Source organism: Pseudomonas sp. NFACC32-1 (assembly GCF_900101215.1).
In the GTDB taxonomy this organism is placed as follows: domain Bacteria; phylum Pseudomonadota; class Gammaproteobacteria; order Pseudomonadales; family Pseudomonadaceae; genus Aquipseudomonas.
Genome location: NZ_FMUL01000019.1, coordinates 1 through 26,409, shown reverse-complemented (window position 1 = coordinate 26,409; position 26,409 = coordinate 1). Strand labels below are relative to the sequence as shown.

At 60.9% G+C, this 26,409-nt stretch carries 26 protein-coding genes; 15 read left to right on the top strand and 11 right to left on the bottom strand.

The features are described from left to right. Nucleotides 1-528: 528 nt before the first annotated feature. From BLP99_RS23125 to dksA, 5 genes are all read right to left on the bottom strand, one after another. Nucleotides 529-1,965, bottom strand: a complete 1,437-nt coding sequence (locus BLP99_RS23125; protein ID WP_092181852.1) for a sigma-54-dependent transcriptional regulator — start codon at nucleotides 1,963-1,965, stop codon at nucleotides 529-531. Nucleotides 1,966-1,987: 22 nt separating this feature from the next. Next, nucleotides 1,988-4,942, bottom strand: a complete 2,955-nt coding sequence (locus BLP99_RS23120) for a sensor histidine kinase (RefSeq protein ID WP_165887275.1) — start codon at nucleotides 4,940-4,942, stop codon at nucleotides 1,988-1,990. Continuing rightward, nucleotides 4,926-5,102: a hypothetical protein gene (locus BLP99_RS23115; protein WP_003176118.1), complete on the bottom strand. Its 177-nt coding sequence runs from the start codon at nucleotides 5,100-5,102 to the stop codon at nucleotides 4,926-4,928. Before BLP99_RS23115 ends, BLP99_RS23120 begins: the two co-directional genes overlap by 17 nt. Before the next feature lie 77 nt (nucleotides 5,103-5,179). Further along, on the bottom strand, nucleotides 5,180-6,070 hold the full coding sequence (gene gluQRS / locus BLP99_RS23110) for a tRNA glutamyl-Q(34) synthetase GluQRS (RefSeq protein WP_072459664.1): 891 nt from the start codon (nucleotides 6,068-6,070) through the stop codon (nucleotides 5,180-5,182). A 244-nt stretch (nucleotides 6,071-6,314) separates the two neighbouring features. Next, nucleotides 6,315-6,758, bottom strand: a complete 444-nt coding sequence (gene dksA, locus BLP99_RS23105) for an RNA polymerase-binding protein DksA (RefSeq protein ID WP_072398641.1) — start codon at nucleotides 6,756-6,758, stop codon at nucleotides 6,315-6,317. 324 nt (nucleotides 6,759-7,082) lie between these two features. Here dksA and BLP99_RS23100 point away from each other — a divergent pair, with 324 nt between their 5' ends. Continuing rightward, a complete protein-coding gene (locus tag BLP99_RS23100) occupies nucleotides 7,083-8,255 on the top strand; it encodes a pyridoxal phosphate-dependent aminotransferase (RefSeq protein ID WP_072398642.1) in 1,173 nt (390 codons plus the stop codon). Next, nucleotides 8,255-9,010, top strand: coding sequence for a DNA/RNA nuclease SfsA (sfsA, locus tag BLP99_RS23095; protein ID WP_072431984.1), 756 nt, complete (start codon nucleotides 8,255-8,257; stop codon nucleotides 9,008-9,010). Before BLP99_RS23100 ends, sfsA begins: the two co-directional genes overlap by 1 nt. Here the strand turns inward: sfsA and BLP99_RS23090 are convergent. After that, nucleotides 8,966-9,283, bottom strand: a complete 318-nt coding sequence (locus BLP99_RS23090) for a Rieske (2Fe-2S) protein (RefSeq protein ID WP_092181849.1) — start codon at nucleotides 9,281-9,283, stop codon at nucleotides 8,966-8,968. The genes sfsA and BLP99_RS23090 overlap by 45 nt on opposite strands. A gap of 173 nt (nucleotides 9,284-9,456) precedes the next feature. Between BLP99_RS23090 and BLP99_RS23085 the strand changes: the two genes are divergently transcribed. From BLP99_RS23085 to BLP99_RS23070, 4 genes are read left to right on the top strand one after another with little or no spacing between them, the layout of a single operon-like run. Continuing rightward, a complete protein-coding gene (locus BLP99_RS23085; protein ID WP_092181846.1) occupies nucleotides 9,457-10,332 on the top strand; it encodes a heme/hemin ABC transporter substrate-binding protein in 876 nt (291 codons plus the stop codon). Beyond that, on the top strand, nucleotides 10,329-11,366 hold the full coding sequence (locus tag BLP99_RS23080; RefSeq protein WP_072398646.1) for a FecCD family ABC transporter permease: 1,038 nt from the start codon (nucleotides 10,329-10,331) through the stop codon (nucleotides 11,364-11,366). The genes BLP99_RS23085 and BLP99_RS23080 overlap by 4 nt, the downstream gene beginning before the upstream one ends. Further along, complete coding sequence (locus BLP99_RS23075) at nucleotides 11,366-12,133, top strand: heme ABC transporter ATP-binding protein (protein WP_072398647.1); 768 nt, start codon at nucleotides 11,366-11,368, stop codon at nucleotides 12,131-12,133. Before BLP99_RS23080 ends, BLP99_RS23075 begins: the two co-directional genes overlap by 1 nt. Before the next feature lie 23 nt (nucleotides 12,134-12,156). After that, nucleotides 12,157-12,999 (top strand): ChaN family lipoprotein, encoded by an 843-nt coding sequence (locus BLP99_RS23070; RefSeq protein ID WP_176776524.1) that lies wholly within the window; start codon nucleotides 12,157-12,159, stop codon nucleotides 12,997-12,999. 239 nt (nucleotides 13,000-13,238) lie between these two features. Here the strand turns inward: BLP99_RS23070 and BLP99_RS23065 are convergent, their stop codons facing one another. From BLP99_RS23065 to BLP99_RS23055, 3 genes are all read right to left on the bottom strand, one after another. Further along, nucleotides 13,239-13,511 (bottom strand): TfoX/Sxy family protein, encoded by a 273-nt coding sequence (locus tag BLP99_RS23065; RefSeq protein WP_072398649.1) that lies wholly within the window; start codon nucleotides 13,509-13,511, stop codon nucleotides 13,239-13,241. A 203-nt stretch (nucleotides 13,512-13,714) separates the two neighbouring features. Then, nucleotides 13,715-14,056 carry a pentapeptide repeat-containing protein gene (locus BLP99_RS23060; RefSeq protein WP_072398650.1) on the bottom strand — a complete coding sequence of 114 codons (342 nt, stop codon included), beginning with the start codon at nucleotides 14,054-14,056 and terminating at the stop codon, nucleotides 13,715-13,717. A 91-nt stretch (nucleotides 14,057-14,147) separates the two neighbouring features. Further along, a complete protein-coding gene (locus BLP99_RS23055; protein ID WP_072398651.1) occupies nucleotides 14,148-15,701 on the bottom strand; it encodes a bifunctional aminoglycoside phosphotransferase/ATP-binding protein in 1,554 nt (517 codons plus the stop codon). Nucleotides 15,702-15,840: 139 nt separating this feature from the next. On the opposite strand from BLP99_RS23055, the gene mrcB reads away from it, so the two are divergent. Genes mrcB through BLP99_RS23040 form a run of 3 tightly spaced genes read left to right on the top strand, consistent with a single transcriptional unit; the run spans nucleotide 15,841 to nucleotide 19,239 of the window. Then, on the top strand, nucleotides 15,841-18,159 hold the full coding sequence (gene mrcB, locus BLP99_RS23050; protein WP_072398652.1) for a penicillin-binding protein 1B: 2,319 nt from the start codon (nucleotides 15,841-15,843) through the stop codon (nucleotides 18,157-18,159). Between the two features lie 16 nt (nucleotides 18,160-18,175). Continuing rightward, nucleotides 18,176-18,910 carry a tetratricopeptide repeat protein gene (locus BLP99_RS23045; protein ID WP_072398653.1) on the top strand — a complete coding sequence of 245 codons (735 nt, stop codon included), beginning with the start codon at nucleotides 18,176-18,178 and terminating at the stop codon, nucleotides 18,908-18,910. After that, complete coding sequence (locus tag BLP99_RS23040; RefSeq protein WP_072398654.1) at nucleotides 18,910-19,239, top strand: YqcC family protein; 330 nt, start codon at nucleotides 18,910-18,912, stop codon at nucleotides 19,237-19,239. Before BLP99_RS23045 ends, BLP99_RS23040 begins: the two co-directional genes overlap by 1 nt. Before the next feature lie 6 nt (nucleotides 19,240-19,245). Here the strand turns inward: BLP99_RS23040 and BLP99_RS23035 are convergent, their stop codons facing one another. Next, nucleotides 19,246-19,671, bottom strand: a complete 426-nt coding sequence (locus BLP99_RS23035; protein WP_072398655.1) for a DUF4124 domain-containing protein — start codon at nucleotides 19,669-19,671, stop codon at nucleotides 19,246-19,248. A 400-nt stretch (nucleotides 19,672-20,071) separates the two neighbouring features. Here BLP99_RS23035 and BLP99_RS23030 point away from each other — a divergent pair, with 400 nt between their 5' ends. From BLP99_RS23030 to msrQ, 6 genes are all read left to right on the top strand, one after another. Next, nucleotides 20,072-21,796: an acetolactate synthase 3 large subunit gene (locus tag BLP99_RS23030; RefSeq protein ID WP_072398661.1), complete on the top strand. Its 1,725-nt coding sequence runs from the start codon at nucleotides 20,072-20,074 to the stop codon at nucleotides 21,794-21,796. Between the two features lie 2 nt (nucleotides 21,797-21,798). Continuing rightward, a complete protein-coding gene (ilvN, locus tag BLP99_RS23025; protein WP_003205610.1) occupies nucleotides 21,799-22,290 on the top strand; it encodes an acetolactate synthase small subunit in 492 nt (163 codons plus the stop codon). 45 nt (nucleotides 22,291-22,335) lie between these two features. Beyond that, nucleotides 22,336-23,352 carry a ketol-acid reductoisomerase gene (ilvC, locus tag BLP99_RS23020; RefSeq protein ID WP_072398656.1) on the top strand — a complete coding sequence of 339 codons (1,017 nt, stop codon included), beginning with the start codon at nucleotides 22,336-22,338 and terminating at the stop codon, nucleotides 23,350-23,352. Between the two features lie 144 nt (nucleotides 23,353-23,496). After that, the gene (gene pssA, locus BLP99_RS23015; protein WP_072398657.1) at nucleotides 23,497-24,342 is read left to right on the top strand and encodes a CDP-diacylglycerol--serine O-phosphatidyltransferase; all 846 of its coding nucleotides are present in this window, start codon (nucleotides 23,497-23,499) and stop codon (nucleotides 24,340-24,342) included. A 75-nt stretch (nucleotides 24,343-24,417) separates the two neighbouring features. Further along, the gene (gene msrP, locus BLP99_RS23010) at nucleotides 24,418-25,434 is read left to right on the top strand and encodes a protein-methionine-sulfoxide reductase catalytic subunit MsrP (protein ID WP_072459667.1); all 1,017 of its coding nucleotides are present in this window, start codon (nucleotides 24,418-24,420) and stop codon (nucleotides 25,432-25,434) included. Then, nucleotides 25,434-26,054 carry a protein-methionine-sulfoxide reductase heme-binding subunit MsrQ gene (gene msrQ, locus BLP99_RS23005; RefSeq protein WP_072398659.1) on the top strand — a complete coding sequence of 207 codons (621 nt, stop codon included), beginning with the start codon at nucleotides 25,434-25,436 and terminating at the stop codon, nucleotides 26,052-26,054. The genes msrP and msrQ overlap by 1 nt, the downstream gene beginning before the upstream one ends. A 114-nt stretch (nucleotides 26,055-26,168) precedes the next feature. Here msrQ and BLP99_RS26530 read toward each other — a convergent pair. Then, nucleotides 26,169-26,409: hypothetical protein (locus BLP99_RS26530; protein ID WP_256327887.1), on the bottom strand; the 241-nt coding region annotated here is incomplete at its 5' end.

The following is a 26,409-nucleotide window of genomic DNA, read 5'->3' as shown; positions in this document are numbered from 1 at the left end:
GCGTGCTCTGTTTTTATTATGGTTTTCGGGCTTCTTGTTTTTGTGAGTGCCCTCGCCACGAGGTTTCCCTTCGTGACCCTCCCAATCGGGAGCCAAGAGCAAACGGATTGCTTTGGTCGCTGAGTTGCAGTGATCGATCGATCCAACCAGTTCAGGCAGCTGTCTTGAGACAGTTTTTATTGTTCTCGGCCTGGTTGTGGGGCAAGCCCCAAATACAACGCCTCTCCAAAAGAATCAGTTAGCTGCGCCTCTCGCCGTCTTGTTTTTATTGTGCGTGAGTCGATTCGTCTTATTTTTATTGTCTTGTGCATTGCTTGTTATTGTTCTTGTACCAAAGCTATAGCAGGGTGCGTGCCAACTTTTGTGAGGCCCAGGAAAACCGGGAGGTTGAAGGGCTAGGCCATTTTTTCAAGACGAAAAAAAGCCGGGATTTCGTTACCGTAAACCCCGGCTTCTGTTACGTGAAAAAGCTGAGGTAACAGTTTTTTCACATAGGTATACCTTTCAGCTTCCGCTGTGGGAGCTGGCTCAGCTCTCGCTGGCCACGCCGGTCTTGCGCCGTGGAATGCCCAGGCGCTGGCGCCGTTCCCACAGGCACTTGCGGCTCACACCCAGCTTGCGAGCCAGTTCGGTCTCGGTCATATGGTCCTGGTGCTCCAGGACGAAATGCTGGAAATAGTCTTCCAGGGAAAGGTCCTCGGTGGGCTCATGGCTGGTATTGTTGGCAGCGTTACCCTGTTGCGGGGCCAGGCCGATGAATTCTTCGTCGTCCATATCGCTGAGCTCGATGTCGATGCCCAGCAGGTCGGCGGAGATTTCCGGGCTTTCGCACAGGATCACCGCCCGCTCCACTGCGTTTTCCAATTCTCGAACGTTACCCGGCCAGGCGTAATGACGAATGGCCTGTTCGGCGTCCGGGGCGAACTTCAAGTCGGTGCGGTTGACTCGCGCACTTTGGCGGGCGAGGAAGGCATTGGCGATTTCGTTGACGTCCGCGCCCCGTTCGCGCAGAGCCGGCAGTTTCAGCGCGATGACATGCAAGCGGTAATACAGGTCTTCACGGAACTGGCCGATCTTTGCCAGGCTCTTGAGGTCCCGGTGGGTCGCTGCGATCAGGCGTACATCGACTTTCTGCGACTGCACCGACCCGACCCGACGGATCTCGCCTTCCTGAAGCACCCGCAGCAAACGTGCCTGGGCTTCCAAAGGCAGTTCGCCGATTTCATCGAGGAACAGTGTGCCGCCATCCGCGGCTTCCACCAGGCCGGCGCGTCCGGCGCTGGCGCCAGTGAATGCACCTTTCTCGTGCCCGAACAACTCGGACTCGATCAGGCTTTCCGGGATTGCTGCGCAGTTCACCGAGATCATCGGTGCCTTGGCCCGGCGAGACAGGTTGTGCAGGGCGCGGGCCACCAACTCCTTGCCGGTACCGGATTCGCCCTGGATCAGGACGTTGGAGTCGGTCGGCGCCACTTTGCGGATCTTGACGTATAGGTCCTGCATTGGAGGGCAGGAGCCGATGATGCCGATTTCACCGTTGGCATTGCCGGCGACCGTTTTCGCAGAAGTCGCGGCTTTACCGTTCGTCGGCTCTGCCGGATTGTTGGCCGCCGTCTGTCGGTCACGCAGGATCCGGGCCACGGCCTGGAGCATTTCATCGTGGTCGAACGGTTTGGCGATGTAGTCCACCGCACCCATTTTCATGGAATCGACCGCCGAGCGCAGGCTGGCGTAGCTGGTCATGATCAGCACCGGAGTGCCCTGGCTGAGCTTGATCAGTTCGGTGCCGGGGGCGCCGGGCAGGCGCAGGTCGCTGACGATCAGGTCAAACGTGGGAATGCTGAAACGCTCTTGTGCTTCCTGCACGGAACCGGCTTCGCTGACCTGGTACTGGTTGCGTTCCAGCAGGCGGCGCAAGGCGGAGCGGATAATTGTTTCGTCTTCGACGATCAAAATGTGCGGCATTGATTCGATTCTCTCGACGGTCTCAGTTCACAGCGGACGTCGCTTCGACATGACGCGGCAAGGTTACCCGAATACGGGTGCCGCGCTGGCTTTGAACATCGGCCGGGCTGTCGATGGTGATTTGTCCATAATGCTCTTCAACGATGGAATAGACCAGTGCGAGGCCCAGTCCGGTGCCTTCGCCAGGATCCTTGGTGGTGAAGAAGGGTTCGAACAATCGATCCATGATGTTCTGTGGGATACCGCTGCCTTCGTCTTCGACGATCAGATCGATCGTGTGTTCGCTGGCTTCGCTCTTGACTCGCACGGCGCTGCCGGCAGGCGAGGCGTCGCGCGCGTTGGACAAAAGGTTGATCAGCACCTGGGCGAGCCGCTGGGGATCGCCGTCGACCCAGTGGTCCGGGTCGCACAGGTTGAAGAACTGCACTTCGAAATTGCGCCGGTTGAGGGCCAGCAGACCAATCGCATCCTGGGCCACTTCGGCCAGGCAGACGGGCTCATCGTTGTGCTGGTGGCCGCCGGCATGGGCGAAGCTCATCAGCGATTGGACGATACGCGACACGCGTCGGGTCTGTTCGAGGATCTGGCTGCTGATTTCCGTGAGTTCGGCATCGTCCTCGCGCTCTTCGCGCAGGTTCTGCGCCAGGCAGGCGATGCCGGTGATCGGGTTGCCGATTTCGTGCGCCACGCCGGCGGCGAGCCGGCCGATGCTTGCCAGTCGCTCGGAGTGGACCAGCTTGTCTTCGAGCATCTGGGTATCGGTCAGGTCTTCGACCAGTAACACCAAGCCGCTGTTGCCGGGCGCCAGCGGCTCATCGATGGCGGCTTTGTGAAGGTTCAACCAGCGGGTCTGTCCATCGAGGGCCAGGTGCTGCTTGTGCAAGTGTTCGTCCGGAAGGTCGATGAAACCCTGCAACAGGCCTTTCCAGGGTTCGCCCAGGGTGCTCAGCCGCGAACCGACCACGCGTTGGGCGGCGATCCCGGTCAGTTCTTCCATGGCCTTGTTCCACATCAGGATTTCCTGGTCCTTGGCCAAGGAACACACGCCCATCGGCAGTTCCTGCAGGGTCTGGCGGTGATAACGACGCAGGGCGTCCAGTTCGGCGGCAAGGCCCGTCAGGCGCGAGTGGTAGTCTTCGAGGCGGCTTTCAATGAAGTGGATGTCCTCGGTGACATAGTTTTCCCCGCCCGCCTTGTAGGGCAGGAAGGTCTCGACCATGTCCTGGGCCACGCTGGGGCCCATCAGGCCGGACAGGTTGGCTTCGATGCGGTCGCGCAGGCGGCGCAGGGCATAGGGGCGGCGTTCGTCGAAGGGCAGGTACAGGTCGCGCAGGGCTTGTTCGACTTCCTTCTGAGCAGCCTTGGCACCCAGGGGCTTGGCCAGTTGCGTGGCGAACTCCTGGGGCGAGGCGGCGTGCAGTTCGCGGCGCTGTGGGCGGCGGACGTTATCCACGGCGCAGGCTTCGGCGGCGCTGGCCTCTTCGCTGCTGGCGTTGGTGAACAGGGAGATCAAGGTGAACATCAGTACGTTCGCCGCCAGCGAGGCGATGGCCGCCATGTGCCAGCTGGTGTCGTCGAGCACGTAGATCATGTTCAGCAGGGGGATGTAGAAACCCTGCAAATTGCCCAGCAACGGCAGCAGCATGGCGACCAGCCAGACCAGGATGCCCGCCAGCAGGCCGGCGATGAAGCCGCGACGGTTGGCGGTGGGCCAATACAGCACCGACAGCACACCCGGCAGGAACTGCAGGGTGGCGACGAAGGCGACGATGCCCAGGTTGGCCAGGTCCTGTCCGTCCCCCAGCATCAGGTAGAACCCGTAGCCGGCCATGATGATCGCCACGATCAGTGCCCGCCGGGTCCATTTCAGCCAGCGATAGATATTGCCTTCGGCCGGCGGCTGGTAAAGCGGCAGCACCAGATGGTTGAGGGCCATCCCCGACAGTGCCAGGGTGGTCACGATGATCAGCCCGCTGGCCGCCGACAACCCGCCGATATACGCCAGCAAGGCCAGGGCCGGGCTGTTGGCGGCGATGCCGATGCCCAGGGTGAAGTACTCGGGATTGGTGCTGGCTCCCAGTTTCAATCCGGCCCAGAGAATCAGCGGCACTGCCAGGCTCATCAACAGCAGGAACAGTGGCAGGCCCCAGCTTGCGCTTACCAGTGAGCGCGGGTTGAGGTTCTCGGTGAAGGTCATGTGGTACATGTGCGGCATCACGATCGCCGAGGCGAAGAACACCAGCAGCAGCGTGCGCCATGGACCTTCCTGCAAGGGCGTGTGCAGCGCGGCGAGGGCAGTCTGGTTCTGCAGCAGCCAGAGTTCGAGCTGTTGCGGGCCATCGAACACGCCGTACAGGGCATAGAGGCCGACCCCGCCGATGGCGATCAGCTTGATCACCGACTCGAAGGCGATGGCGAACACCAGGCCTTCGTGCTTTTCCCGGGTGGCGATATGCCGGGAGCCGAAGAAAATGGTGAACAGGATGATCAGGACACAGAAGCTCAACGCTACCCGGTGCTGCACCGGCTCGTGGGTAAGGATGCTGATGGAATCGGCCACGGCCTGCATCTGCAGGGCCAGCAAGGGCAGCACGCCCACCAGCATGAAGATCGTGGTGAGCGCGCCGGCCCAGGTACTGCGGAATCGAAAGGCGAACAGGTCGGCCAGGGAGGACAGTTGGTAGGTGCGGGTGATCTTCAGGATCGGATAAAGCAGCACCGGCGCCAGCAGGAACGCGCCCGACACACCGAGGTAGCTCGACAGGAAGCCGTAGCCGTACTGGTAGGCCAGCCCGACCGTGCCATAGAACGCCCATGCACTGGCGTAGACGCCCAGCGACAGGGTGTAGGTCAGCGGGTGGCGGATGATCGCCCGGGGAATCATGCCCCGTTCACTGATCCAGGCCACGCCGAACAGCACCGCCAGGTAGGCTGCGCTGATCAGGATCATCTGGGTCAGGCTAAAGCTCATCGGCATCTTTTTGGCTCTGCAGGATGAAGGTCACGACGATCAGGATCAGCCAGAGCAGATAAGGCCGATACCAGGCGCCCGTGGCATCGATCCACCAATCCATGATGGCCGGGGAGAAAAGGTAGATCCCCACTACCAGGAGCAGGACCAAGCGATAGATGTACATCCCGGCCTCTCTTTTTTAAGCGCGTGCCCGAAAACGTGCGGCGATGGTAACGGATGGGTGCCAGGCTGCAAGAGCCGTCAGCGTATTTGCGCTTCGGGCAGGGTCAGTGTGCGCGGGATCTTGCCTGCGTCCCAGTGGCCAATGCCCCAATCCAGCAGTTCCCGGGGGCTGGCGTCGACCAGTTCCGCGGGCGGTTGTTGACCTAGCGCCCGCAACGCCCGCAGCAGCAGCGGCGCGGCCTGGTCCGCCGCCAGCGGTGGCGAACGATAGGATTTGCCGAGCTTGTGCCCGTCCGGCTGAGTGATCAACGGCACGTGCAGGTAACGCGGCTGCGGCAGTCCGAGCAATTCCTGCAGGTATAGCTGGCGTGGCGTGGAATCCAGCAGGTCGGCGCCACGCACGATGTCGGTCACCCCTTGCCAGGCATCGTCCAGGACCACCGCCAATTGATAAGCATGGAGCCCGTCGCGACGACGGATCACGAAATCCCCCACCTCGCGGCCCAGGTGTTGGCGGAACGGACCTTGTACCCGGTCGGTGAAATGATATTCGAGCTCCGGTACCCGCAAGCGGATCGCGGCATCGGCGGTGTCGTGCCCGGCGTTGCGACACAACCCCGGATAAACACCCTGATAAGCCTCCAGTTGTTTGCGCGAGCAGGTGCAGGCATAGGCGAGGCCCTGGCTGAACAGGCGATTGATGACCTGATCGTAGGCTTCATGGCGTTCGCTCTGGCGAACCATCTCGCCGTCCCATTCGAAACCGTAGGCCTCCAGGGCCTTGAGAATCGCCGCCTGTGCGCCAGGCTCTTCCCTGGGCGGGTCGAGGTCTTCCATGCGCAACAGCCAGCGCCCACCCACGGACCGGGCGTCCAGGTAAGAAGCCAGCGCAGCGACCAGCGAACCGAAATGCAGATGGCCACTCGGGGTAGGGGCGAAGCGGCCGATGTAGGCAGAGGTGGCGGTCATGGGAATGGTTACTGTTGTTTAAGTCAGGCATGGCCTTGTTGCGAGGGGATTTTATCCCCGTTGGGTCGCGAAGCGGCCCCATCCAGACGGCACGGCCTTCTCGGTTTCGGGTTTCAGGGCTGTTTCGCAGCCCAACGGGGATAAAATCCCTCGCCACAAAATGCCAGGCCTCGTTATCCCGTATTCAAGCCAGAAACAAAAAACGGAGCGTGTGGACGCTCCGTTTTCATGACAGCCCGGGCAATTACTTGCCGACCTGTTTTTCCTTGATTTCCGCCAGGGTCTTGCAGTCGATGCACAGGTCGGCGGTCGGGCGGGCTTCCAGTCGGCGGATGCCGATCTCGATGCCGCAGGACTCGCACCAGCCGTATTCTTCGTCCTCGATCAGTTGCAGCGTCTTGTCGATCTTCTTGATCAACTTGCGTTCACGATCACGGGCGCGCAGTTCGAGGCTGAATTCTTCTTCCTGGCTGGCACGGTCGGCCGGGTCGGGGAAGTTGGCCGCTTCGTCTTTCATATGGTCCACGGTGCGGTCGACTTCCTGCATCAGGTCCTGTTTCCACTTGTTCAGGATCCTGGTGAAGTGCGCGCGCATGGGAGCGCCCATGTACTCTTCGCCCTCTTTAGGGACATAAGGCTCAAACCCGCTGAGCGACTGGTTCTGATTTTGCTTTGCTTGGGTGGGCATGAATGGACCGCCTCTACTCTTGTAATCCACTACGCAGGATTGCTCCATCACCGACACCTGCCGGCCCTGCGGCTGCAAGCGGGCGAACTTACCAGATCGAATCGGGCCGCGCTACTCCCGGTTGTCGAGCCTGCGGTGCGTGGGGCTTGCAGGAACTGGCCGGGGGCGGTGCGGTGAAGTGGTAATCCTGCTCAATGCTTGATTCTAGTCAAGCCTGGGTCAATCGCCGGACTCATTTCTTGCGACAGGGCTCTGACAGCTTTGGGTTCGCGCTCGTTCCCGGGTTGGGTAGAATCGGTTCTTTTTCCTTTGCAAGGAAGGCCAATGGCTCAGCCCTACAGTGCGCGTAGCCGCGCCATCGAACCGTTCCACGTCATGGCACTGCTGGCCCGGGCCAACGAACTGCAGGCCAGCGGCCACGATGTCATCCACCTGGAGATTGGCGAGCCGGATTTCACCACCGCCGAGCCGATCATCCAGGCTGGCCAGGCCGCGCTGGCGGCGGGCAAGACCCGCTACACCGCGGCCCGTGGGATCCCCGAGCTGCGCGAAGCCATCGCCGGTTTCTATGGGCAGCGCTATGGCGTACAGATCGATCCCCGGCGCATCCTGGTCACCCCGGGCGGCTCCGGCGCATTGTTGCTGGCCAGTGCCTTGCTGGTGGATCCGGGCAAGCATTGGCTGCTGGCCGATCCCGGCTATCCCTGCAACCGTCATTTCCTGCGGTTGGTGGAGGGGGCGGCGCAGTTGGTTCCGGTGGGGCCGGAGGTGCGGTACCAGCTGACGCCTGACCTGGTGAACCGTCACTGGGACCAGGACAGTGTCGGCGCACTGGTGGCCTCGCCGGCCAACCCTACCGGGACGATCCTCACCCGGGACGAGCTGGCCGGACTGTCCAGGGCCATCAAGGGGCACAATGGTCATTTGGTGGTGGACGAGATCTACCACGGCCTGACCTACGGCACCGATGCCGCCAGCGTGCTGGAAGTCGACGACGAGGCCTTTGTCCTGAACAGTTTTTCCAAGTATTTCGGCATGACCGGCTGGCGACTTGGCTGGCTGGTGGCTCCTCTGGCCGCTGTCGGGGAGCTGGAAAAGCTCGCGCAGAATCTCTACATCAGCGCACCAAGCATGGCCCAGCACGCCGCCCTGGCCTGTTTCGAGCCGGCCACCATCGAGATTTTCGAGCAGCGCCGGGCCGAGTTCGCACTGCGTCGCGACTTTCTGCTGCCGGCCTTGCGTGAGCTGGGCTTCGGCATCGCGGTCGAGCCGCAGGGCGCATTCTACCTCTACGCCGATATCAGCGCGTTCGGTGGCGATGCCTTTGCTTTCTGCCAGCATTTCCTGGAAACCGAACACGTGGCGTTTACGCCGGGGCTGGATTTCGGCCGCCATCAGGCCGGGCACCATGTGCGTTTCGCCTACACCCAGAGCTTGCCGCGCTTGCAGGAAGCGGTGGAGCGTATCGCGCGCGGGCTTCGGAGCTGGCAAGGCTGATGCGTTTTTCTCCTGCACTCGAAGAAGGCCGGTTGATCCGACGTTACAAGCGTTTTCTCGCCGATATCGAAACCGCCGACGGCGAGCAATTGACCATTCACTGTCCCAACACCGGTTCGATGCTCAACTGCATGGCGCCAGGCGCGCGCGTCTGGTTCAGCCGTTCCAGTGACCCCAAGCGCAAGTTGCCCGGCACTTGGGAAATCGGCGAAACCCCTCAGGGCAGGCTGGCCTGCATCAATACGGCGCGGGCCAATGCCTTGGTCGAAGAAGCGCTGCGTGCCGGCGTGATCAGTGAGCTGAACGGCTTTGTCGGGTTGAAACGTGAAGTGGCTTACGGTGTGGAGAACAGCCGCATCGATTTTCGCCTGGACTATGAGCTCGGCTCGGCCTGGGTCGAAGTCAAGAGTGTCACCTTGGGGTTCGATGGAACGGATGTCGCCGCGTTTCCCGATGCGGTGACCCAGCGCGGGGCACGACACCTGCGAGAACTGGCGGGCCTGGCCCGGCAGGGCGTGCGTGCGGTGCAGCTGTATTGTGTGAACCTGAGTGGCATCCAGGCCGTGCGTCCTGCGGGGGAGATCGACCCGCTATACGCGGCCGCGCTGCGCGAGGCCGTGGCGGCGGGAGTGGAGGTGTTGGCTTATGGGGTCACGTTGACGCCCGAGCAGATGTGGGTGGATCGTCCGCTGCCGGTGCTGCTCGAGCCGCTACAGCTTGACCCAGATGCCTTGCTCGTCCTCCCGGCACTCTAGAGCGACCAGGAACTGGCCGGCACAAGGGCCGGCCACGCACTCGCCGCTTTCGATCAGAAACAGGGCGCCATGGGTGGCGCATTGGATCAGGCTGGCGCTGGGGTCGAGGAACTGGTCGGGTTGCCATTCCAGTGGCACGCCGCGATGCGGGCAGCGGTTGAAATACGCATGGACCTGGCCCGCGCGACGTACCGCTAGCACCTTTCGCCCATCGATGTCGAAACCGCGACTACTGTTGTCAGGTAGTTCGGCGGCGCTGCAAAGAAACTTCATGGATGTCCTGATATTTCATGGCGAATGGAACCTGTCTTGAACGCGAGTCTCGGAGCGCTTGACGGTCAAATGAAAACAATTATCAAATGGCGCTTCCTTCGCAGCAGTGAGGATACTTGGCCTGACGGGTCTGTGCCCGCACCTGCGAACAACTTCTTTGAGGAAGCTGCCTGATGCGCCTGAATATCCGCGTTGCCGTACTGTTTGCTGCGTTACTGGCCAGCCAGTGGGCCAGTGCAGCGCAGGCGCCACAGCGCTGGGTCAGTGCCGGTGGCGCATTGTCTGAGTGGGTGAGTGCGCTGGGAGGGGAGTCGAAGCTGGTTGGCGTGGACACCACCAGCCAGCACCCCGAATCCCTGCGCGCGCTACCCAGCATCGGCTACCAGCGGCAGTTATCGGCAGAGGGTGTGCTGAGCCTGCGGCCACAGATCCTGGTGGGCACCGAGGAAATGGGCCCGCCGCCTGTATTGGCACAGATTCGCAGCGCCGGGGTGCAGGTCGAACTGTTCTCGGCAACCCCTGACGTCCCGAGCCTCAAGGAAAACCTGTCACATCTGGGCCGTTTGCTGGGCGCCGAGGCCAAGGCTGAGCAGTTGTTCCAGCAATATCAAGAACAGCTTGCGGTGCAAAAAGAGCGAGTGTCCCAGGCTCAACTCAAGCAAAAGGCGCCCGGCGTGCTGCTGTTGGTGGGGCACTCGGGAGGCAAGCCATTGGTCGCTGGCAAAGGCACTGCTGCCGATTGGCTGTTGCAACAGGCCGGAGGCCAGAACCTGGCGACCCACAGCGGTTACAAGCCGTTTTCGGTGGAGACCCTGGCCAGTCTGAATCCTGAAGTATTGGTGTTCGCCGATCGAGTGCTCAGTGGCGAAGAAGCCCGTGTGGCGCTGTTCAAGGAAAATCCGATTCTCGCCTCGACCCGTGCCGCCAGGGACGGGCGTGTGATCGAGCTCGACCCGACCTTGCTGGTCGGCGGGTTGGGCCCACGCTTGCCGCAAAGCCTGGCAGCCCTGGCCGCCAGGTTCTATCCCGGGCTGGTCGAGACACAATGAGGCCGCAGGTCCAGCCGCGCGTCCTGTTCATCGGCCTGAGTCTGTTGTGTCTATTGGCGATCTGGCTGTCACTGGCCCTGGGGCCGGTAAGCCTGCCGTTGCTCGATACCGGGCGTGCCGCCTTGCATCTGATGGGGTTGCCGGTGGCTGCCGACAACCTGGAGCAGGCTGAACTGATCCTTGGCCAGATCCGTTTGCCGCGCACGTTGCTGGGCCTGGCGACAGGGGGGGTACTGGCCTTGTCCGGCGTGGCGATGCAGGGGTTGTTCCGCAACCCGCTGGCGGACCCGGGACTGGTCGGAGTGTCCAGCGGCGCGGCGCTGGGCGCTGCATTCGCCATTGTCGGCGGGGCCGTGATGGGCGGGCTGCCCGAAGCGTTCGGCCCCTATGTATTGTCGCTGTGTGCGTTTCTCGGTGGGCTTGGTGTCACAGCACTGGTCTATCGCCTGGGCCGACGCAACGGCCAGACTCACGTCGCTACGATGCTGCTGGCCGGCATTGCCCTGACCGCGCTATCGGCTTCGGCCGTCGGCCTGTTCACCTACCTGGCGGATGACGCGACCCTGCGCACCCTGACCTTCTGGAACCTGGGCAGCCTCAATGGTGCCAGTTATGCGCGGTTGTGGCCGTTGTTGCTGGTCTGCGCTGGCGTCGTGGCCTGGCTGCCACGTCGGGCCCGGGCCCTCAATGCCCTGTTGCTGGGAGAGTCCGAGGCTGCTCACCTGGGGATCGACGTCGAGCGACTCAAGCGCGAACTGGTGTTCTGCACCGCCCTGGGCGTTGGCGCGGCAGTGGCGGCAGCGGGCATGATCGGTTTTGTCGGGCTCGTGGTACCGCACCTGGTGCGCCTGATAGCCGGCCCTGATCATCGCATCCTGCTGCCGGCCTCAGTACTGGCGGGTGGCAGCCTGTTGCTGTTGGCCGATCTGGTGGCGCGCCTGGCACTGGCTCCGGCGGAATTGCCGATCGGCATTGTCACGGCGTTCATCGGCGCGCCGTTCTTCCTTTATCTATTGGTGCGAGGGCGTGCCTGATGCTGCGCGCGCAGAACCTGCACATTCATCGTGGCCGGAAAACCGTATTGGCCGGCGTTGACCTGGCGCTTGAGTGCGGCGAGGTGCTTGGGGTACTCGGCCCCAATGGCGCGGGCAAAAGCACGTTGCTGGCGGGCCTGTGTGGCGAGTTGCGTCCCAGCCAGGGGCAGGTCTGGCTCGATGAACGGCCCCTGTCCCAGTGGGACGGCTCCGAACGTGCCCGTCGCCTGGCGGTATTGCCGCAGTCGTCGACCCTGGATTTCGCGTTCCGGGTGGAAGAGGTGGTCGGCATGGGCCGCTTGCCGCATCGCAGCGGTCGGGTGCGCGATGGACAAATCGTGGCCTCGGCGCTGCAAGCCGCCGACGCCGCGCATCTGCATGGCCGCAGTTACCTGGCATTGTCCGGGGGCGAGCGCCAGCGGGTGCATCTGGCGCGGGTGCTTGCGCAGTTGTGGCCGGGAGAGGCGGGACAAACCTTGCTGCTGGACGAACCGACCTCAATGCTCGATCCGCTGCACCAGCATACGATCCTGCAGGCGGTGCGTGAATTCGCCGATCGCGGCGCTGCCGTGCTGGTGATTCTGCATGACCTGAATCTGGCGGCGCGTTACTGTGATCGCCTGTTGTTGCTTGCGTCCGGCCGTCCGGTGGCGCTGGATACACCGCAACATGTGCTGCGCCCGGAAACGCTCAAGGCGGTATTCGGCCTGGAAGTGCTGGTACAACCCCATCCGGAGCGCGGGCACCCATTGATCATCGCCCGCTGAAGGGCTCAATGAGGATACAGCTTGTGCGCCTGATCCTGATTCTATTGCTGAGTGTATTGTCAGCCTGCCAAAGCATCTCGCCACCCCCGGTCGCCGGGCGTATTCGCGATCTGCACACAGGCCAGGCCGTCACGCCCCAGGCGTTGGTCGAACAGTTGGCAATGGCACCTCGGTTGATCGTGGGGGAGCGACACGACAATCAGGATCACCACGCCTTGCAAGAATGGTTGCTCCAGGCCCTCGGCGCACAACGGCCTCAAGGCAGCCTGTTGCTGGAAATGCTGACACCGGAACAACAGCCGCGGGTCGATGCGGTGCGCAAGTCATCGGTATTGCCTGAGGATCTGCCAGCCGCGCTGGGTTGGTCGCCCGGCTGGGACTGGAATCTGTATGGACCGGTAGTGACGTTTGCGCTGGCTCAACCCTATCCACTGCTGGCCGCCAACCTGGACACCGTCGAAATCCAGCGCTTTTACAAGCAGGCACCGGGCCTCACTGGGCCTCGCTCCAACGCGGCGGTTGTGAAAGACGAACTGCTGGGACAGATCAGGGAATCCCATTGTGGCTTGTTGCCGGAGTCGCAGATGCCGGCGATGCTGGCTGTCCAGCAGCAACGTGACAGGCGCATGGCCGAGCGATTGCTGCAGGCGCCGACGCCTGCATTATTGCTGGCTGGCGCCTGGCATGGCCGCAAGGACGTCGGCGTGCCGCTGCACACGCTGGATCTCGGCGCGGCAGAAGCGCCGCGGGTGCTGATGCTGGCCGAGGAGGGCAGCGAGGTGACGTCGGCCATGGCGGATTACGTGTGGTACACACCCGCCGCGCCACCGGTGGACTACTGCGCGCAGATGCGCGGAGAGTCGTAGGCGCGAGCACCTGTTTCCGGCAGGCAAAAAAAGACCCGGCAAGAGCCGGGTCGAATAACCGTGATTAGCCTGATGAGGAGATATCTGAGAGTCCGAACCAAGGGCTGTTCAAATATCGACCAGTCTCGCGACCGGATGTGGTAATCATAGCGATTCTCATTACCAAGTCAAACTTTCTTTTCCTGAACCTTCGAAATAATCCGAGCGACATGCCGGGTGCCGCCAGCCAAGTGGTTCGATCAGGCTTTGTGACGTGTCGAAATAGCATCCAGCTGTTGGTTCAGGGCCTCCTTGCGTTCGGCGGGGATGTCGTTCCAGTGCACATCCATCAAGGCCCCCTCGATGGCGTACAGCAATACCTTCGAGGCTCGGAATCCACGAGTGCGCACGGCGCGGTAGGCATCGACCGCGCCGAGCCGACGCAGATCGGAAGCACTGTGGATACCCACGGCGTGCAGCCACTGGGCCGATGTCTTGCCCAGATTTTTCAGATGTTGCAGTTCATCATTCATCGAGCCTCCTTGCGACGGCCGACTGGTGCAGTGGGCAAGTTTCTCAGGAGTGTAGCGCTCAGTAGGAAAAGCGTGATTCTTTGGTCGGAATCGGCGCAAAAGCTTCTAATGCATAACGCACGATGCAGCAGGGCACGCGACGACGTGCCTGCCTCCAGCGCGAGCAGGGGCTCTGGAGGCGATGGCGCTTGGGTGTCACATCCTCAGCGAGTGCGATAACGCAGTCGGGTACCGAAATTCATCGACATGAGGATCTCGTCGGCTGACAGCTCCGGCGGAAAATAGGCACCGGAGATCTGGGCGTGGGCCAGGCTTGCGCCCTCCAGTTTCGATTTGCGGAAATCGACGCCGCGCAAATCGGCGGAACGGAAATACGCATCGGTAAAATCGACGTCGTCCACGTTCAATTCCCGCAGATCGAGACCACGGAAGTCGCCGCCACGCATGTCGACCGGACCTTGAGGGCGCTCGCTGTTGAAGCCTGCGATGTCATCCTTGCGCAGCAAGTCATAAAGCGGAGTGTTGAGAAGCTTGGGATGGCTCATGTCATCGCACCTGTTGGTTTTATGACGCCAGTATAGTGCCACCAGTTGACGGTCGTGAAGCCGAGCGTCGCTTCACGACCGAAATAGTTGTTTACAGATTTGGCAGGCGCTGGCGAATCTGCGCGACGACCTCATCGAGCGAGGCGCTTTCATTGGTCTGGACCGGCTTGCTGCACAGGATTTCCTCCGGCGTCAGGGGCTCGCGGCTGGCCTGCTGGGCAGCGATCACGGCGAGGTTCGCGTCGGACGGATCCTTGTGGTCGGCCTGACGCTGCGCCAGGCGGCTTTCGATGACTGCCTGCGGCGCATCGCAGTCCAGGATCAGGAACGGCGCGCCCGTTGCTTCGGCGATCTTCGCGGCTGCGTTGCGTTGATCATGTTTGAGATAGGTCGCGTCGATGATCACCGGGAGCCCGGCGTGCAGGATGGCCCCTGCGACGTCATGCAGGCGGGCATAGGTGGTAGCGCTGGCGTCACTGCTGTAAATGCCGGCTTGTGGATCGTTCTGAACCTGTTGCTCGCCGAACAGGCGCTTGCGTTCCACATCCGAACGCAGGCGAATCGCGCCCAGTGCTTCCACCAGGCGCATCGCGACATGGCTTTTGCCCACTGCCGAAACACCGTGGGTGATGGCCAGGAAAGGAGATGGGATGGTGCTGTAGCTTTCAGCCAGGTTGGCGTAGTTGCGGTATTGGCGCAGGGTAGTGGCACGCTGTACGGGGTCTTCGGCCGACATGCTGAACAGCGCGACCTTGGCCCGTACCAGCGCACGGTAGGCCTTGTAGAAGTTCAGCAGTTCCAGGCCCTGGTAATCGCCGGTCAGCTCCAGGTACTGGCTGACGAAGCGCCGGGCCAGCGACTTGAGGCCGCGGTCTTCCAGGTCCATGGCCAGGAATCCGGTGTCGGCATAGACGTCGGTGAAGCGGAATGGCTCGTTGAACTCGATGCAATCGAAAATCACCACCTTGCCGTCGATCACGGTAGCGTTACCCAGGTGGATGTCGCCGTGGCATTCACGGATGAAGCCTTCGGCCTTGCGTTGGGTAAACAGTGGCTTGAGGCGTTCGAAGCTGCTTTCGGCCCAGGCCTGCAGGGCCTCGAGCTGCGCCAGGTCGGCCTTGTCACTGAGGAAGGGGCGGATCTGTTCGAAGTTCTGCCGCACCGGAGCCATCACGCTGTCGGGAGTGCCCGCCTGGTTTTCGGCAGGGACCTTGGGCGTGGAAAGGTGGAACCTGGCGATCTGTTCAGCCATTTCATCGATGTGTGCGGTCGTCAGTTCGCCATTGGCCTGCAATGTACTGAGCAGTTGGCTCTGGGGAAATTGACGCATCTTCAAGGCATATTCGATGGCTGGGCCGTCGCCTCCCAGCTGTGGTGCTTCGACGCTGCCGGTAATCGGGAGCACCTCCAGGTAGAGATCCTGGGTCAATCGCTGGTTCAGGCGCAGCTCTTCGCCGCAGAAATGCTTGCGGGACTCGAGGTCGGTGAAATCGAGGAAGCCGAAATTGACCGGCTTCTTGAACTTGTAGGCGTACGGGCCGGTAAGCAAGACCCAGGAAATATGGGTTTCGATGACCTGGAACCCTTCGACGGGATGCGGGTAGAGGGCCGGGTTTTGCAGGGCAGCGATCAGGGACTGGCTCACAGGCGATCCTTCAGAGTCTGGAAATCAAGGTCGTCATTATGGCGGCAAGCCGCGCTAACGCAAACCGGATGGTCCCGTTCTGTCAGGCGGGTTTGCGGGCTCATGTTGAACCGCCGCAAAGTGCGTATAATCCGCCGCCATGACTCGTACCCGATCCCCCCGTACCCCCAAGAAACCACCCGCCAGCCGCCTGCGGCCCTGGTTGGGCTGGGCCCTTAAACTCAGCCTGGTGGGCCTCGTCGTGCTCGCCGGTTTTGCCGTCTACCTCGATGCCGTGGTCCAGGAGAAGTTCTCCGGCAAGCGCTGGATGATTCCGGCCAAGGTCTACGCGCGTCCGCTGGAGTTGTTCGTCGGCCAGAAACTGAGCCGCGATGATTTCCTCACCGAACTCGATGCCCTGGGCTACCGCCGTGAGAGCGTGGCCAACGGGCCGGGGGCGGCTTCCGTCAATGGCAATACCGTTGAACTCAATACCCGGGGGTTCCAGTTCTATGAAGGCATGGAGCAGGCGCAACCGGTGCGGGTGCGGTTTTCGGGCGACTATGTGGCCGCGCTGACCGGTGCCAAGAATGCGAATCTATCGGTGGTGCGCCTCGAGCCCCTGTTGATCGGTGGGCTATATCCCAAGAACCTGGAAGACCGGATCCTGATCAAGATCGACCAGGTACCGCCGTTCCTGATCGACACGCTGATCGCCGTCGAGGACCGGGACTTCTATCATCACTTCGGCGTTTCACCCAAGTCGATAGCCCGCGCTGTCTGGGTCAACACGTCCTCGGGCCACATGCGCCAGGGCGGCAGTACCCTGACCCAACAGTTGGTCAAGAACTTCTACCTGACCAACGAGCGCAGCCTCTCTCGCAAGCTCACCGAAGCCATGATGGCCTTGCTGTTGGAGCTGCATTACGACAAGCAGGAAATCCTCGAGGCTTACCTCAACGAGGTCTTCATCGGCCAGGATGGCCAGCGGGCGGTGCACGGTTTCGGCCTTGCCAGCCAGTTCTTCTTCAGCCAGCCACTGTCCGAGCTCAAGCTGCACCAGGTGGCGTTGCTGGTGGGCATGGTCAAGGGGCCGTCCTCCTATAATCCGCGTCGCAATCCCGAACGCGCCCTCGAACGACGCAACCTGGTGCTGGATCTGTTGCAGCAACAGGGCGTGGCGACGGCCGAGCAGGTCGAGGCGGCGAAAAAAATGCCACTGGGCGTGACCAAGCGCGGCAGTCTGGCGGACAGTTCGTTCCCCGGTTTCCTTGACCTGGTCAAGCGTCAACTGCGTGAGGACTACCGCGACGAAGACTTGACCGAAGAAGGCCTGCGCATCTTTACCAGTTTTGATCCGATCCTGCAGATGAAGGCCGAGGCCTCGGTCGAAGACACGTTCAAGCGACTGGGCGGGCGCAAGGGCGCCGATGAAGTCGAGGCTGCCATGGTGGTGACCAATCCGGAAACCGGTGAAGTCCAGGCCATGATCGGCAGTCGCCAGGCCAGTTTTGCCGGATTCAACCGGGCCTTGGATGCGGTGCGTCCGATCGGCTCGCTGATCAAGCCGGCGGTGTACCTCACGGCCTTGGAGAAACCGAGCCAGTACACCTTGACCAGTTGGTTGTCCGACGAGGCCTTCTCGGTCAAGGGGGCGGATGGCCAGGTCTGGAAGCCGCAGAACTATGATCGCCGCACCCACGGTACGGTGTTCCTGTACCAGGGGCTGGCGCATTCCTACAACCTGTCCACGGCGCGCCTTGGCATGGAAGTCGGTGTGCCGAACGTGCTCAAGACCCTGGCGCGCCTGGGGGTCAACCGTGAACTCCCGGCGTTCCCATCGATGTTGCTGGGCGCCGGTGGTCTCACGCCGATCGAAGTAGCGGCCATGTACCAGACGCTGGCCAACGGTGGCTTCAATACACCGATGCGCGGGATCCGCAGCGTGCTCACCGCCGACGGCGAGCCTCTCAAGCGCTACCCGTTCCAGATCCAGCAGCGTTTCGATCCGGCCTCCATCTATCTGATCCAGAGCGCCATGCAGCGGGTCATGCGTGAAGGTACCGGCAGTTCGGTTTATAACGTGCTGCCCCGGACCCTGACTCTGGCGGGCAAGACCGGTACCAGTAACGATTCGCGCGATAGCTGGTTCGCCGGTTTCAGCCAGGATCTGTTGGCAGTGGTCTGGCTTGGTCGTGATGACAACGGCAAGACGCCATTCACCGGTGCCACTGGCGCGCTGCAAGTCTGGACCAGTTTCATGCGCAAGGCTGATCCGTTGCCGCTGGATATGCCGCAACCGGACAACATCGTCCAGGCCTGGGTCGATTCCCGTACCGGACAGGGCTCCGACGCCAATTGTCCGGGGGCGGTACAGATGCCGTATATTCGCGGCAGCGAACCGCCACCCGGTGCCGCCTGTGGCGGTACGAATCCCGCCGAATCGGTGATGGATTGGGTCAAGGACTGGATGAATTAAGCAAAGAGGGTTTCAAGTGAACAAGTGGTTGATTCCAGCGGTGACTGCCGTGGCTTTGCTCAGTGGTTGCTCCACCGTACAACGTGGTTCTATTCCGGTGGTCGATGCCGGCACGGCGGTTTCCAACAGCGAGCGGGTCTCGGCCAGCGGCGGTTTCCGTCAGACGACAGTGAAGCGCCCGGTGCAAGGGCAGGCCCAGGCTATTCCCCAGGGTGACTCCGGTGTCGTGGTCATGGTACCGGGCGGTGGTGCGGCCACTTCGGCTCCGATCAGCAGCCAGCCGATCACGCCGGGTCCGGTCACGTCTGGCCCGATCACGCCGGGGCCTGTGAACGGTTCGCCGATCGACCAGGGCAGCTACAGCATGCCGTCGACGTCGGGTAGCATTGCGCCGTCCAACAGCGGTGGCTTGTCCGCCGATGAACAGCTGGACGGGCCGGTACTGGCCCTGTTGACCACGGCCCAGCAGCAACAGGCCGGCGGTGACTTGAATGGTGCTTCCTCCAGCCTGGAGCGCGCTCAACGCGTTGCGCCACGTGAACCCCAGGTTCTTTATCGCCTGGCCCAGGTGCGTCTGGCCCAAGGCGATGCGCCGCAAGCCGAGCAACTGGCTCGTCGTGGCCTGACATTTACTAGTGGTCGTCCGGCACTTCAGGCCAGCCTGTGGGAATTGATCGCCCAGGCCCGTGAGAAGCAGGGCGATTCTGCTGGCGCGGCGCTGGCCCGCCAGAAGGCCAAGGTTTCGCTCTGATGGACGGTCGCTTCCCTCGGATCGCCGACCAGTTGCTGCTGATCGAGCGAGAGCTGCGGGTTCAGGGTTGGTGGAGCAGCGTTTCGCCTTCGGCCGAAGCGCTGGCCAGTGTCGAGCCATTCGCGGTCGATACCCTGGACTTTGAACAATGGCTGCAGTGGATCTTCCTGCCTCGCATGAAAGCCATCCTGGAAAACGACCTGCCATTGCCCAATGCCTCGGGCATCCTGGCCATGGCCGAAATGGTCTATGCCCAGCGCCCGGGACAGGGCGTCGAGCTGCAACGGTTGCTGGCGCAGTTCGACCAGTTGATCAGCGAGGCCAGCTGACCGTCGTCACTGGCAGTGCTCTTCGATCTGCTGGCGCGTTTCGTCGATACGCTGACGCCGCTCTTCATCCGTGAGGCGGCGTATTTCCCCCTCCACTTCCTCGCGCAGCCTCGGGTTGTTCTGCAGTTGCGCCAGGTTGGTCCGGGCCTGTTCGCAGAAAGCCTTGAGCTGGGCCTCCTGCTCGGCGACCTGTTTCTTCACCTCCTGATCGATGACCTTCTGGTCACCAATGGCACCGCCGGTGGGGGGCGCTGGCGGCTTGCCGGCAGGCGATGGAGCGGATTTGATCACGGTGGTGGCTTCTGCGCCTTGTGGCGGCTGGGAACCGAAATGGGTAACGCCCTGGGCGTCCACCCACTTGTAGACCTGGCCGGCCATGCACATTGGGCTCAGGCCAGCCAGCAGGCTGGCGGTCAGGAGGATCATTCGCATGCTGTTTCCTTGTCATGGGTTGCGCAATTGAAGCTAACACAGTAGCCGTTTAAAGGTTTTTTCTTGCGTTCTCATGCGCTTACTTCAATAAAGCACATAGACGACTTGACTTGCAGAAGGCGAAACAGAAGAATCCAAAGTCCGCTGTAGAGGGACTGCCAGAAGCAGACCCACTCGGCAGATCATGAGGCGCATATCCGCGTCGACCTGTTACACCCGCAACGCGTTACCTCGCGCTGGGTGGGAAAGGCCCGCAACACTTGGGACGATCCCAATACTTGCTCAGTCAGTGCTGACGTAGTCGGCGACCACCGTCGCTCATGCTCTGCCGAGAAGTAAACCTATTAAGACCCGTCCCCTTGTCGAGGGTCGGTATTCTGGCGTTTTAGAGGTGAACAACGTGGAGCTTTTATCTGGCGGTGAGATGCTCGTCCGCTTCTTGCGTGACGAAGGCGTCAAATATATCTACGGGTACCCGGGTGGTGCTCTTCTTCATGTCTATGATGCCCTGTTCAAAGAGCCGGAAGTGACCCACATCCTGGTTCGTCACGAGCAGGCGGCGACCCACATGGCTGACGGCTATGCCCGCGCCACCGGCAAGGCCGGCGTGGTACTGGTAACTTCCGGCCCTGGCGCCACGAACGCCATCACCGGTATCGCCACCGCCTACATGGACTCCATTCCGATGGTGATCATCTCCGGCCAGGTGCCTAGCACCATGGTCGGCACCGATGCGTTCCAGGAAACCGACATGATCGGTATCTCCCGGCCGATCGTGAAGCACAGCTTCATGATCAAGCACGCCTCGGAAATCCCGGAGGTCATGAAGAAGGCCTTCTACCTGGCCGAATCCGGCCGTCCCGGCCCGGTGGTGGTCGATGTCCCGAAAGACATGACCAACCCGGCCGAGAAATTCGAATACGTCTTTCCGAAAAAAGCCAAGCTGCGTTCCTACAGTCCGGCTGTACGCGGTCACTCAGGGCAAATCCGCAAGGCGGCAGAAATGTTGCTGGCGGCCAAGCGTCCCGTGCTGTATTCCGGCGGCGGCGTGATCCTGGGGGGCGGCTCCGCGCCGCTGACTGAACTGGCGAAGATGCTTAACCTGCCGGTAACCAATACGCTGATGGGCCTGGGCGCGTTTCCGGGTACCGACCGTCAGTTCATCGGCATGCTCGGCATGCACGGCAGCTACACCGCCAACCTGGCGATGCACCATGCGGACGTGATCCTGGCCGTCGGTGCGCGTTTCGATGATCGGGTCATCAACGGCCCGGCGAAATTCTGCCCGAACGCCAAGATCATCCATATCGACATCGACCCTGCGTCCATTTCCAAGACCATCAAGGCAGACGTGCCGATTGTCGGGCCGGTGGAAAGCGTATTGACCGAGATGGTCGCTATCCTCAAGGAGATCGGCGAGACGCCGAACAAGGACGCTGTCGCCAGCTGGTGGAAGCAGGTGGATGAATGGCGTGGCGACCGTGGCCTGTTCCCTTATGACAAGGGCGACGGCAGCGTGATCAAGCCGCAGACAGTGATCGAAACCCTGTGCGAAGTGACCAAGGGCGATGCCTTCATCACCTCGGACGTGGGCCAGCACCAGATGTTTGCCGCGCAATACTACAAGTTCAACAAACCCAACCGCTGGATCAACTCCGGTGGCCTGGGCACCATGGGCTTCGGTTTCCCCGCGGCCATGGGCGTCAAGCTGAGCTTTCCGGATAACGATGTCGCCTGCGTCACGGGCGAAGGCAGTATCCAGATGAACATCCAGGAGCTGTCCACCTGCCTGCAGTACGGTTTGCCGGTGAAGATCGTCAACCTGAACAACGGCGTGCTGGGTATGGTTCGCCAATGGCAGGACATGAGCTATGGCAGCCGTCATTCGCATTCCTACATGGAATCGCTGCCGGACTTCGTCAAGCTGGTCGAAGCCTATGGTCACGTGGGGATTCGCATCACCGAGCTTAAAGACCTGAAGTCCGGGCTCGAGGAGGCTTTCGCCATGAAGGATCGCCTGGTATTCCTCGATATCCAGGTCGATACCAGCGAACACGTCTATCCGATGCAGATCAAAGACGGTTCCATGCGCGATATGTGGCTGAGCAAGACGGAGCGTACCTAATCATGCGGCATATTATTTCCCTGCTTCTGGAAAACGAACCGGGTGCTCTGTCTCGTGTAGTAGGCCTGTTCTCGCAGCGCAACTACAACATCGAAAGCCTGACCGTGGCGCCTACCGAGGACCCGACCCTGTCGCGTCTGACGCTGACTACGGTGGGGCATGATGAAATCATCGAGCAGATCACCAAAAACCTGAACAAGCTGATCGAGGTGGTCAAGCTCGTGGACCTGTCGGAGAGCGCTCACATCGAGCGCGAACTGATGCTGGTCAAGGTCAAGGCCACCGGCGCCCAGCGCGCCGAGATCAAGCGCACCACCGATATTTATCGTGGGCAGATCGTTGATGTCAGCGCCAGCGTCTATACCGTTCAGTTGACCGGTACCAGCGACAAGCTCGACAGCTTCATTCAATCGATCGGCACCGCCTCGATTCTGGAAACCGTACGCAGTGGCGTTACCGGCATTGCCCGTGGCGACAAAGTACTGAGCATCTAAACCAAATTAGCGAATGGCCTGAACGGCCGGATATAGGGGAAATTCATGAAAGTTTTCTACGATAAAGATTGCGACCTGTCGATCATCCAGAGCAAGAAAGTCGCCATTATCGGTTACGGTTCCCAAGGCCACGCCCAGGCGTGCAACCTGAAAGATTCCGGTGTCGACGTGACCGTCGGCCTGCGTAAAGGCTCGGCCACCGTTGCCAAGGCGGAAGCCCACGGTCTGAAAGTGGCTGATGTGGCTTCCGCCGTTGCCGCTGCCGACCTGGTCATGATCCTGACTCCGGACGAGTTCCAGGGCGCTCTGTATCGCGACGAAATCGAACCGAACATCAAGAAGGGCGCGACCCTGGCTTTCTCCCACGGTTTTTCGATCCATTACAACCAGGTCGTGCCGCGTGCTGACCTCGACGTGATCATGATCGCACCGAAGGCCCCGGGCCACACCGTGCGTTCCGAATTCGTCAAGGGTGGCGGTATCCCTGACCTGATCGCTATCTACCAGGATGCCTCGGGCAACGCCAAGAATGTGGCACTGTCCTACGCCGCCGGTGTGGGCGGTGGCCGTACCGGCATCATCGAAACCACTTTCAAGGACGAGACCGAAACCGACCTGTTCGGTGAACAGGCTGTTCTGTGCGGTGGTACCGTGGAGCTGGTCAAGGCTGGTTTCGAAACCCTGGTTGAAGCCGGCTATGCGCCAGAAATGGCTTACTTCGAATGCCTGCACGAGCTGAAGCTGATCGTTGACCTCATGTACGAAGGCGGTATCGCCAACATGAACTACTCGATCTCCAACAACGCCGAATACGGCGAGTACGTGACTGGTCCGGAAGTGATCAACGCCGAGTCCCGCCAGGCCATGCGCAACGCCCTGAAACGTATTCAGGACGGCGAGTACGCCAAGATGTTCATCAGTGAAGGCGCCACCGGCTACCCTTCGATGACTGCCAAGCGTCGCAACAACGCTGCCCACGGTATCGAGATCATTGGTGAGCAACTGCGCTCGATGATGCCTTGGATCAGCGCCAACAAGATCGTCGACAAAGCCAAGAACTGAGTCGCGAGCTTGATCGAAAAACGCGGCCATGGCCGCGTTTTTTCGTTTGGACGGCTGCTTCTGGTATAAAGCTGCATCGTTTGCGGCCGAACCGTCGTCCCAGACACCTGTCGAATTTTTTCACACCGTTGCAAGGTACTGTCCATGAGCGAACGTCCCGACGAGCCAAACCAGGCTCCTGACGCCGAAAGCATGCTGCCCATCGATGAGCACGTCGAAGAAGGTCATGACGCTGAAGGCCGCAAGGTCCGGCATCGTGGCATCTATCTGCTGCCGAATCTGTTCACCACCGCCAACCTGTTCGCCGGTTTCTATTCCATCATCAGCTCCATGAGTGCCCAGGCTGCGTTGAGCGCTGGCGATGCTGCCGGGGCGAGCCGTTATTTCGCGTTCGCGGCCATCGCGATCTTTGTCGCCATGGTGCTCGATGGCCTGGACGGGCGCGTGGCTCGCATGACCAATACCCAGAGCGCTTTCGGCGCCGAGTACGACTCCCTGTCAGACATGGTCGCCTTTGGTGTGGCCCCGGCCTTGCTGGCATTCGGTTGGGCGCTGGGGGATATGGGCAAGGTCGGCTGGATGGTCGCTTTCATCTATGTGGCGGGTGCGGCCTTGCGGCTGGCGCGTTTCAATACGCAGGTGGGCAAGGCTGACAAGCGTTACTTCATCGGCCTGGCGAGTCCGGCTGCGGCAGGCGTCGTGGCGGGGGTTGTGTGGGCGTTCAGCGACTATGGCATCCAGGGGTCGAAAATGTCCTTCCTGGTGGCGCTGCTGGTAGCGGCGGCCGGTATGCTGATGGTCAGTAACATCAAGTACAACAGCTTCAAGGAACTGGATCTGAAGGGGCGCGTGCCGTTCGTTGCGATCCTGGCGGTGGTATTGGTATTCGCGGTTGTCTTCAGCGATCCGCCGCGTATCCTGCTGCTGGTATTCCTCGCCTATGCCGCTTCCGGGCCAGCGCAGTATCTGTTGCGTCTTCGCCGAGGCTAAACGTTGCCTTAATGTAATTTCCCCCATACTCCGCAGTCTATTGGTGCATCTGCCCTCCAATGCTGCGGAGTTGTCATGTTGATCAAAGTCTCCAAGTCGTCCGACTGCCGTGAATCGGATGTCACGCCTGAATCCCTCTATCTTTCTCGTCGCCAGATACTGGCGGCTACCGTGGTGGCTGGCGTTGCCATGAGTGGCGTTTCCCGTTGGGCGAGTGCTGCTGATGCCGCACGTTATCCCGATGTGGAGCCTGGCATGGCGCCTGCCTGGTTCACCGAGAAACTGTCATCCGCCCAGTGGGGCGCCGTCACGGTCAAGAATGAGTCAATCACGCCATTCAAGGACGCGACCCATTACAACAACTTCTATGAGTTCGGAACCGACAAGGGGGACCCGGCGGCCAATGCCGGCGCCTTGAAAACCGAGCCTTGGAGCGTGGTAGTGGATGGCGAGGTGGGCAAGCCGGGGCGCTATGCGCTGGAAGATTTCATGAAGCCTTATCAACTGGAGGAGCGCATCTATCGCTTGCGCTGCGTTGAGGCCTGGTCGATGGTCATTCCATGGATCGGCTTTCCCCTTTCCGCGTTGCTCAAGCAGGTCGAGCCGACCTCAAAGGCCCGGTACATCCGCTTCGAAACGCTGCAGGATCCAAAGATGATGCCCGGGCAGCGCTCTGGGTTTGCCTTGATCGATTGGCCTTATGTGGAGGGTTTGCGGCTGGATGAGGCGATGAGCCCGTTGGCGATCCTGGCTGTCGGCATGTATGGGCGAGAGCTGCCAAACCAGAATGGCGCACCTTTGCGGCTGGTTGTTCCATGGAAGTACGGTTTCAAGAGCGTGAAGTCCATTGTGCGCATCAGCCTGGTCAGCGAGCAGCCTAAAACCACCTGGCAAAGCATTGCCTCGGACGAGTACGGTTTCTATGCCAACGTCAACCCGACGGTAGACCATCCGCGCTGGACCCAGGCGCGCGAGCGTCGCTTGCCGAGCGGGCTATTCAGTCCAAACGTCCGCGATACATTGATGTTCAATGGTTACCAGGATGAAGTGGCCTCTCTTTATGCAGGGATGGACCTGAGGAAGGATTACTGATGCATTTTCCAGTGTGGCGGATCGGCGTCTTCATGGCGGTGGCAGTCTGGCCGCTGCTCTGGCTTTATGAGGCGTTGATGAGTGCGTTGGGGCCTGATCCGGGCAAGGTACTGGTGGATAGGCTTGGGTTGGGAGCACTGATTCTGCTGCTACTGACCTTGAGCATGACGCCAATGCAGAAATTGACGGGATGGGCGGGGTGGATTGCGGTAAGGCGCCAGCTCGGGTTGTGGTGCTTTGCTTATGTGGTGTTGCACTTGAGCTGCTACCTGGCATTCATTCTGGGCTTCGACTGGTCGCAGTTAGGTGTCGAGTTGAGCAAGCGGCCATACATTATTGTCGGGGTTATGGGGTTTCTCGGTTTATTGCCTTTGGCAATCACTTCCAATCGGTATAGCCAGCGTCGATTGGGCTCGCGCTGGAAGAAACTGCATCGTCTGGTTTATCCGATCCTTGGCCTTGGATTGCTGCATATGTTGTGGATCGTGAGGGCTGATCTCAAGGAGTGGTCGATCTATGCGGCCATAGGCCTTTTTTTGTTGATGTTGAGGATTCCACCGGTGTTGCGCCGTATCCCGCGATTAATGGGGCGCAAGGTTCCTTTTTCAACAAAAGCGTAATCAGGGGTTGACGGCAGATTCTGAGTCTCTATAATTCGCCCCACTTCCGGCGCAGTCGAAACGGAAAACTTCTTGAGATTCAATAAGTTATGAAGTTTTCGGGTGTGCAGGACTTCAAATCATCGAAGTCCGGAAGGGGTCGACAGGGTTGCAGTCAAGTCCCGTCGGCACTTCGATCTTCGCGATCGAAGACGCTGGAAAAGAGGTGTTGACAGCAGCGGCTAACGCTGTAGAATTCGCCTCCCGCTGACGAGAGATCGAAAGCGCAAGTGGTTGAAGTTGCAAAGGAAACTTTGAAAACTTCTGAAAATAACCACTTGACAGATGTACGGGGCGCTGTAGAATGCGCGCCTCG

Bases quoted from the DNA above. Each gene is read 5' to 3' on its own strand.
- BLP99_RS23075 (WP_072398647.1), top strand. From the start codon at position 11,366: ATGCTGCGCGCGCAGAACCTGCACATTCATCGTGGCCGGAAAACCGTA.
- BLP99_RS23080 (WP_072398646.1), top strand. From the start codon at position 10,329: ATGAGGCCGCAGGTCCAGCCGCGCGTCCTGTTCATCGGCCTGAGTCTG.
- pssA (WP_072398657.1), top strand. From the start codon at position 23,497: ATGAGCGAACGTCCCGACGAGCCAAACCAGGCTCCTGACGCCGAAAGC.
- BLP99_RS23040 (WP_072398654.1), top strand. From the start codon at position 18,910: ATGGACGGTCGCTTCCCTCGGATCGCCGACCAGTTGCTGCTGATCGAG.
- gluQRS (WP_072459664.1), bottom strand. From the start codon at position 6,070: ATGACCGCCACCTCTGCCTACATCGGCCGCTTCGCCCCTACCCCGAGT.
- BLP99_RS23125 (WP_092181852.1), bottom strand. From the start codon at position 1,965: ATGCCGCACATTTTGATCGTCGAAGACGAAACAATTATCCGCTCCGCC.
- ilvN (WP_003205610.1), top strand. From the start codon at position 21,799: ATGCGGCATATTATTTCCCTGCTTCTGGAAAACGAACCGGGTGCTCTG.
- dksA (WP_072398641.1), bottom strand. From the start codon at position 6,758: ATGCCCACCCAAGCAAAGCAAAATCAGAACCAGTCGCTCAGCGGGTTT.
- msrQ (WP_072398659.1), top strand. From the start codon at position 25,434: ATGCATTTTCCAGTGTGGCGGATCGGCGTCTTCATGGCGGTGGCAGTC.
- mrcB (WP_072398652.1), top strand. From the start codon at position 15,841: ATGACTCGTACCCGATCCCCCCGTACCCCCAAGAAACCACCCGCCAGC.
- sfsA (WP_072431984.1), top strand. From the start codon at position 8,255: ATGCGTTTTTCTCCTGCACTCGAAGAAGGCCGGTTGATCCGACGTTAC.
- BLP99_RS23115 (WP_003176118.1), bottom strand. From the start codon at position 5,102: ATGTACATCTATCGCTTGGTCCTGCTCCTGGTAGTGGGGATCTACCTT.
- BLP99_RS23120 (WP_165887275.1), bottom strand. From the start codon at position 4,942: ATGCCGATGAGCTTTAGCCTGACCCAGATGATCCTGATCAGCGCAGCC.
- BLP99_RS23090 (WP_092181849.1), bottom strand. From the start codon at position 9,283: ATGAAGTTTCTTTGCAGCGCCGCCGAACTACCTGACAACAGTAGTCGC.
- BLP99_RS23035 (WP_072398655.1), bottom strand. From the start codon at position 19,671: ATGCGAATGATCCTCCTGACCGCCAGCCTGCTGGCTGGCCTGAGCCCA.
- ilvC (WP_072398656.1), top strand. From the start codon at position 22,336: ATGAAAGTTTTCTACGATAAAGATTGCGACCTGTCGATCATCCAGAGC.
- BLP99_RS23065 (WP_072398649.1), bottom strand. From the start codon at position 13,511: ATGAATGATGAACTGCAACATCTGAAAAATCTGGGCAAGACATCGGCC.
- BLP99_RS23060 (WP_072398650.1), bottom strand. From the start codon at position 14,056: ATGAGCCATCCCAAGCTTCTCAACACTCCGCTTTATGACTTGCTGCGC.
- BLP99_RS23085 (WP_092181846.1), top strand. From the start codon at position 9,457: ATGCGCCTGAATATCCGCGTTGCCGTACTGTTTGCTGCGTTACTGGCC.
- msrP (WP_072459667.1), top strand. From the start codon at position 24,418: ATGTTGATCAAAGTCTCCAAGTCGTCCGACTGCCGTGAATCGGATGTC.
- BLP99_RS23100 (WP_072398642.1), top strand. From the start codon at position 7,083: ATGGCTCAGCCCTACAGTGCGCGTAGCCGCGCCATCGAACCGTTCCAC.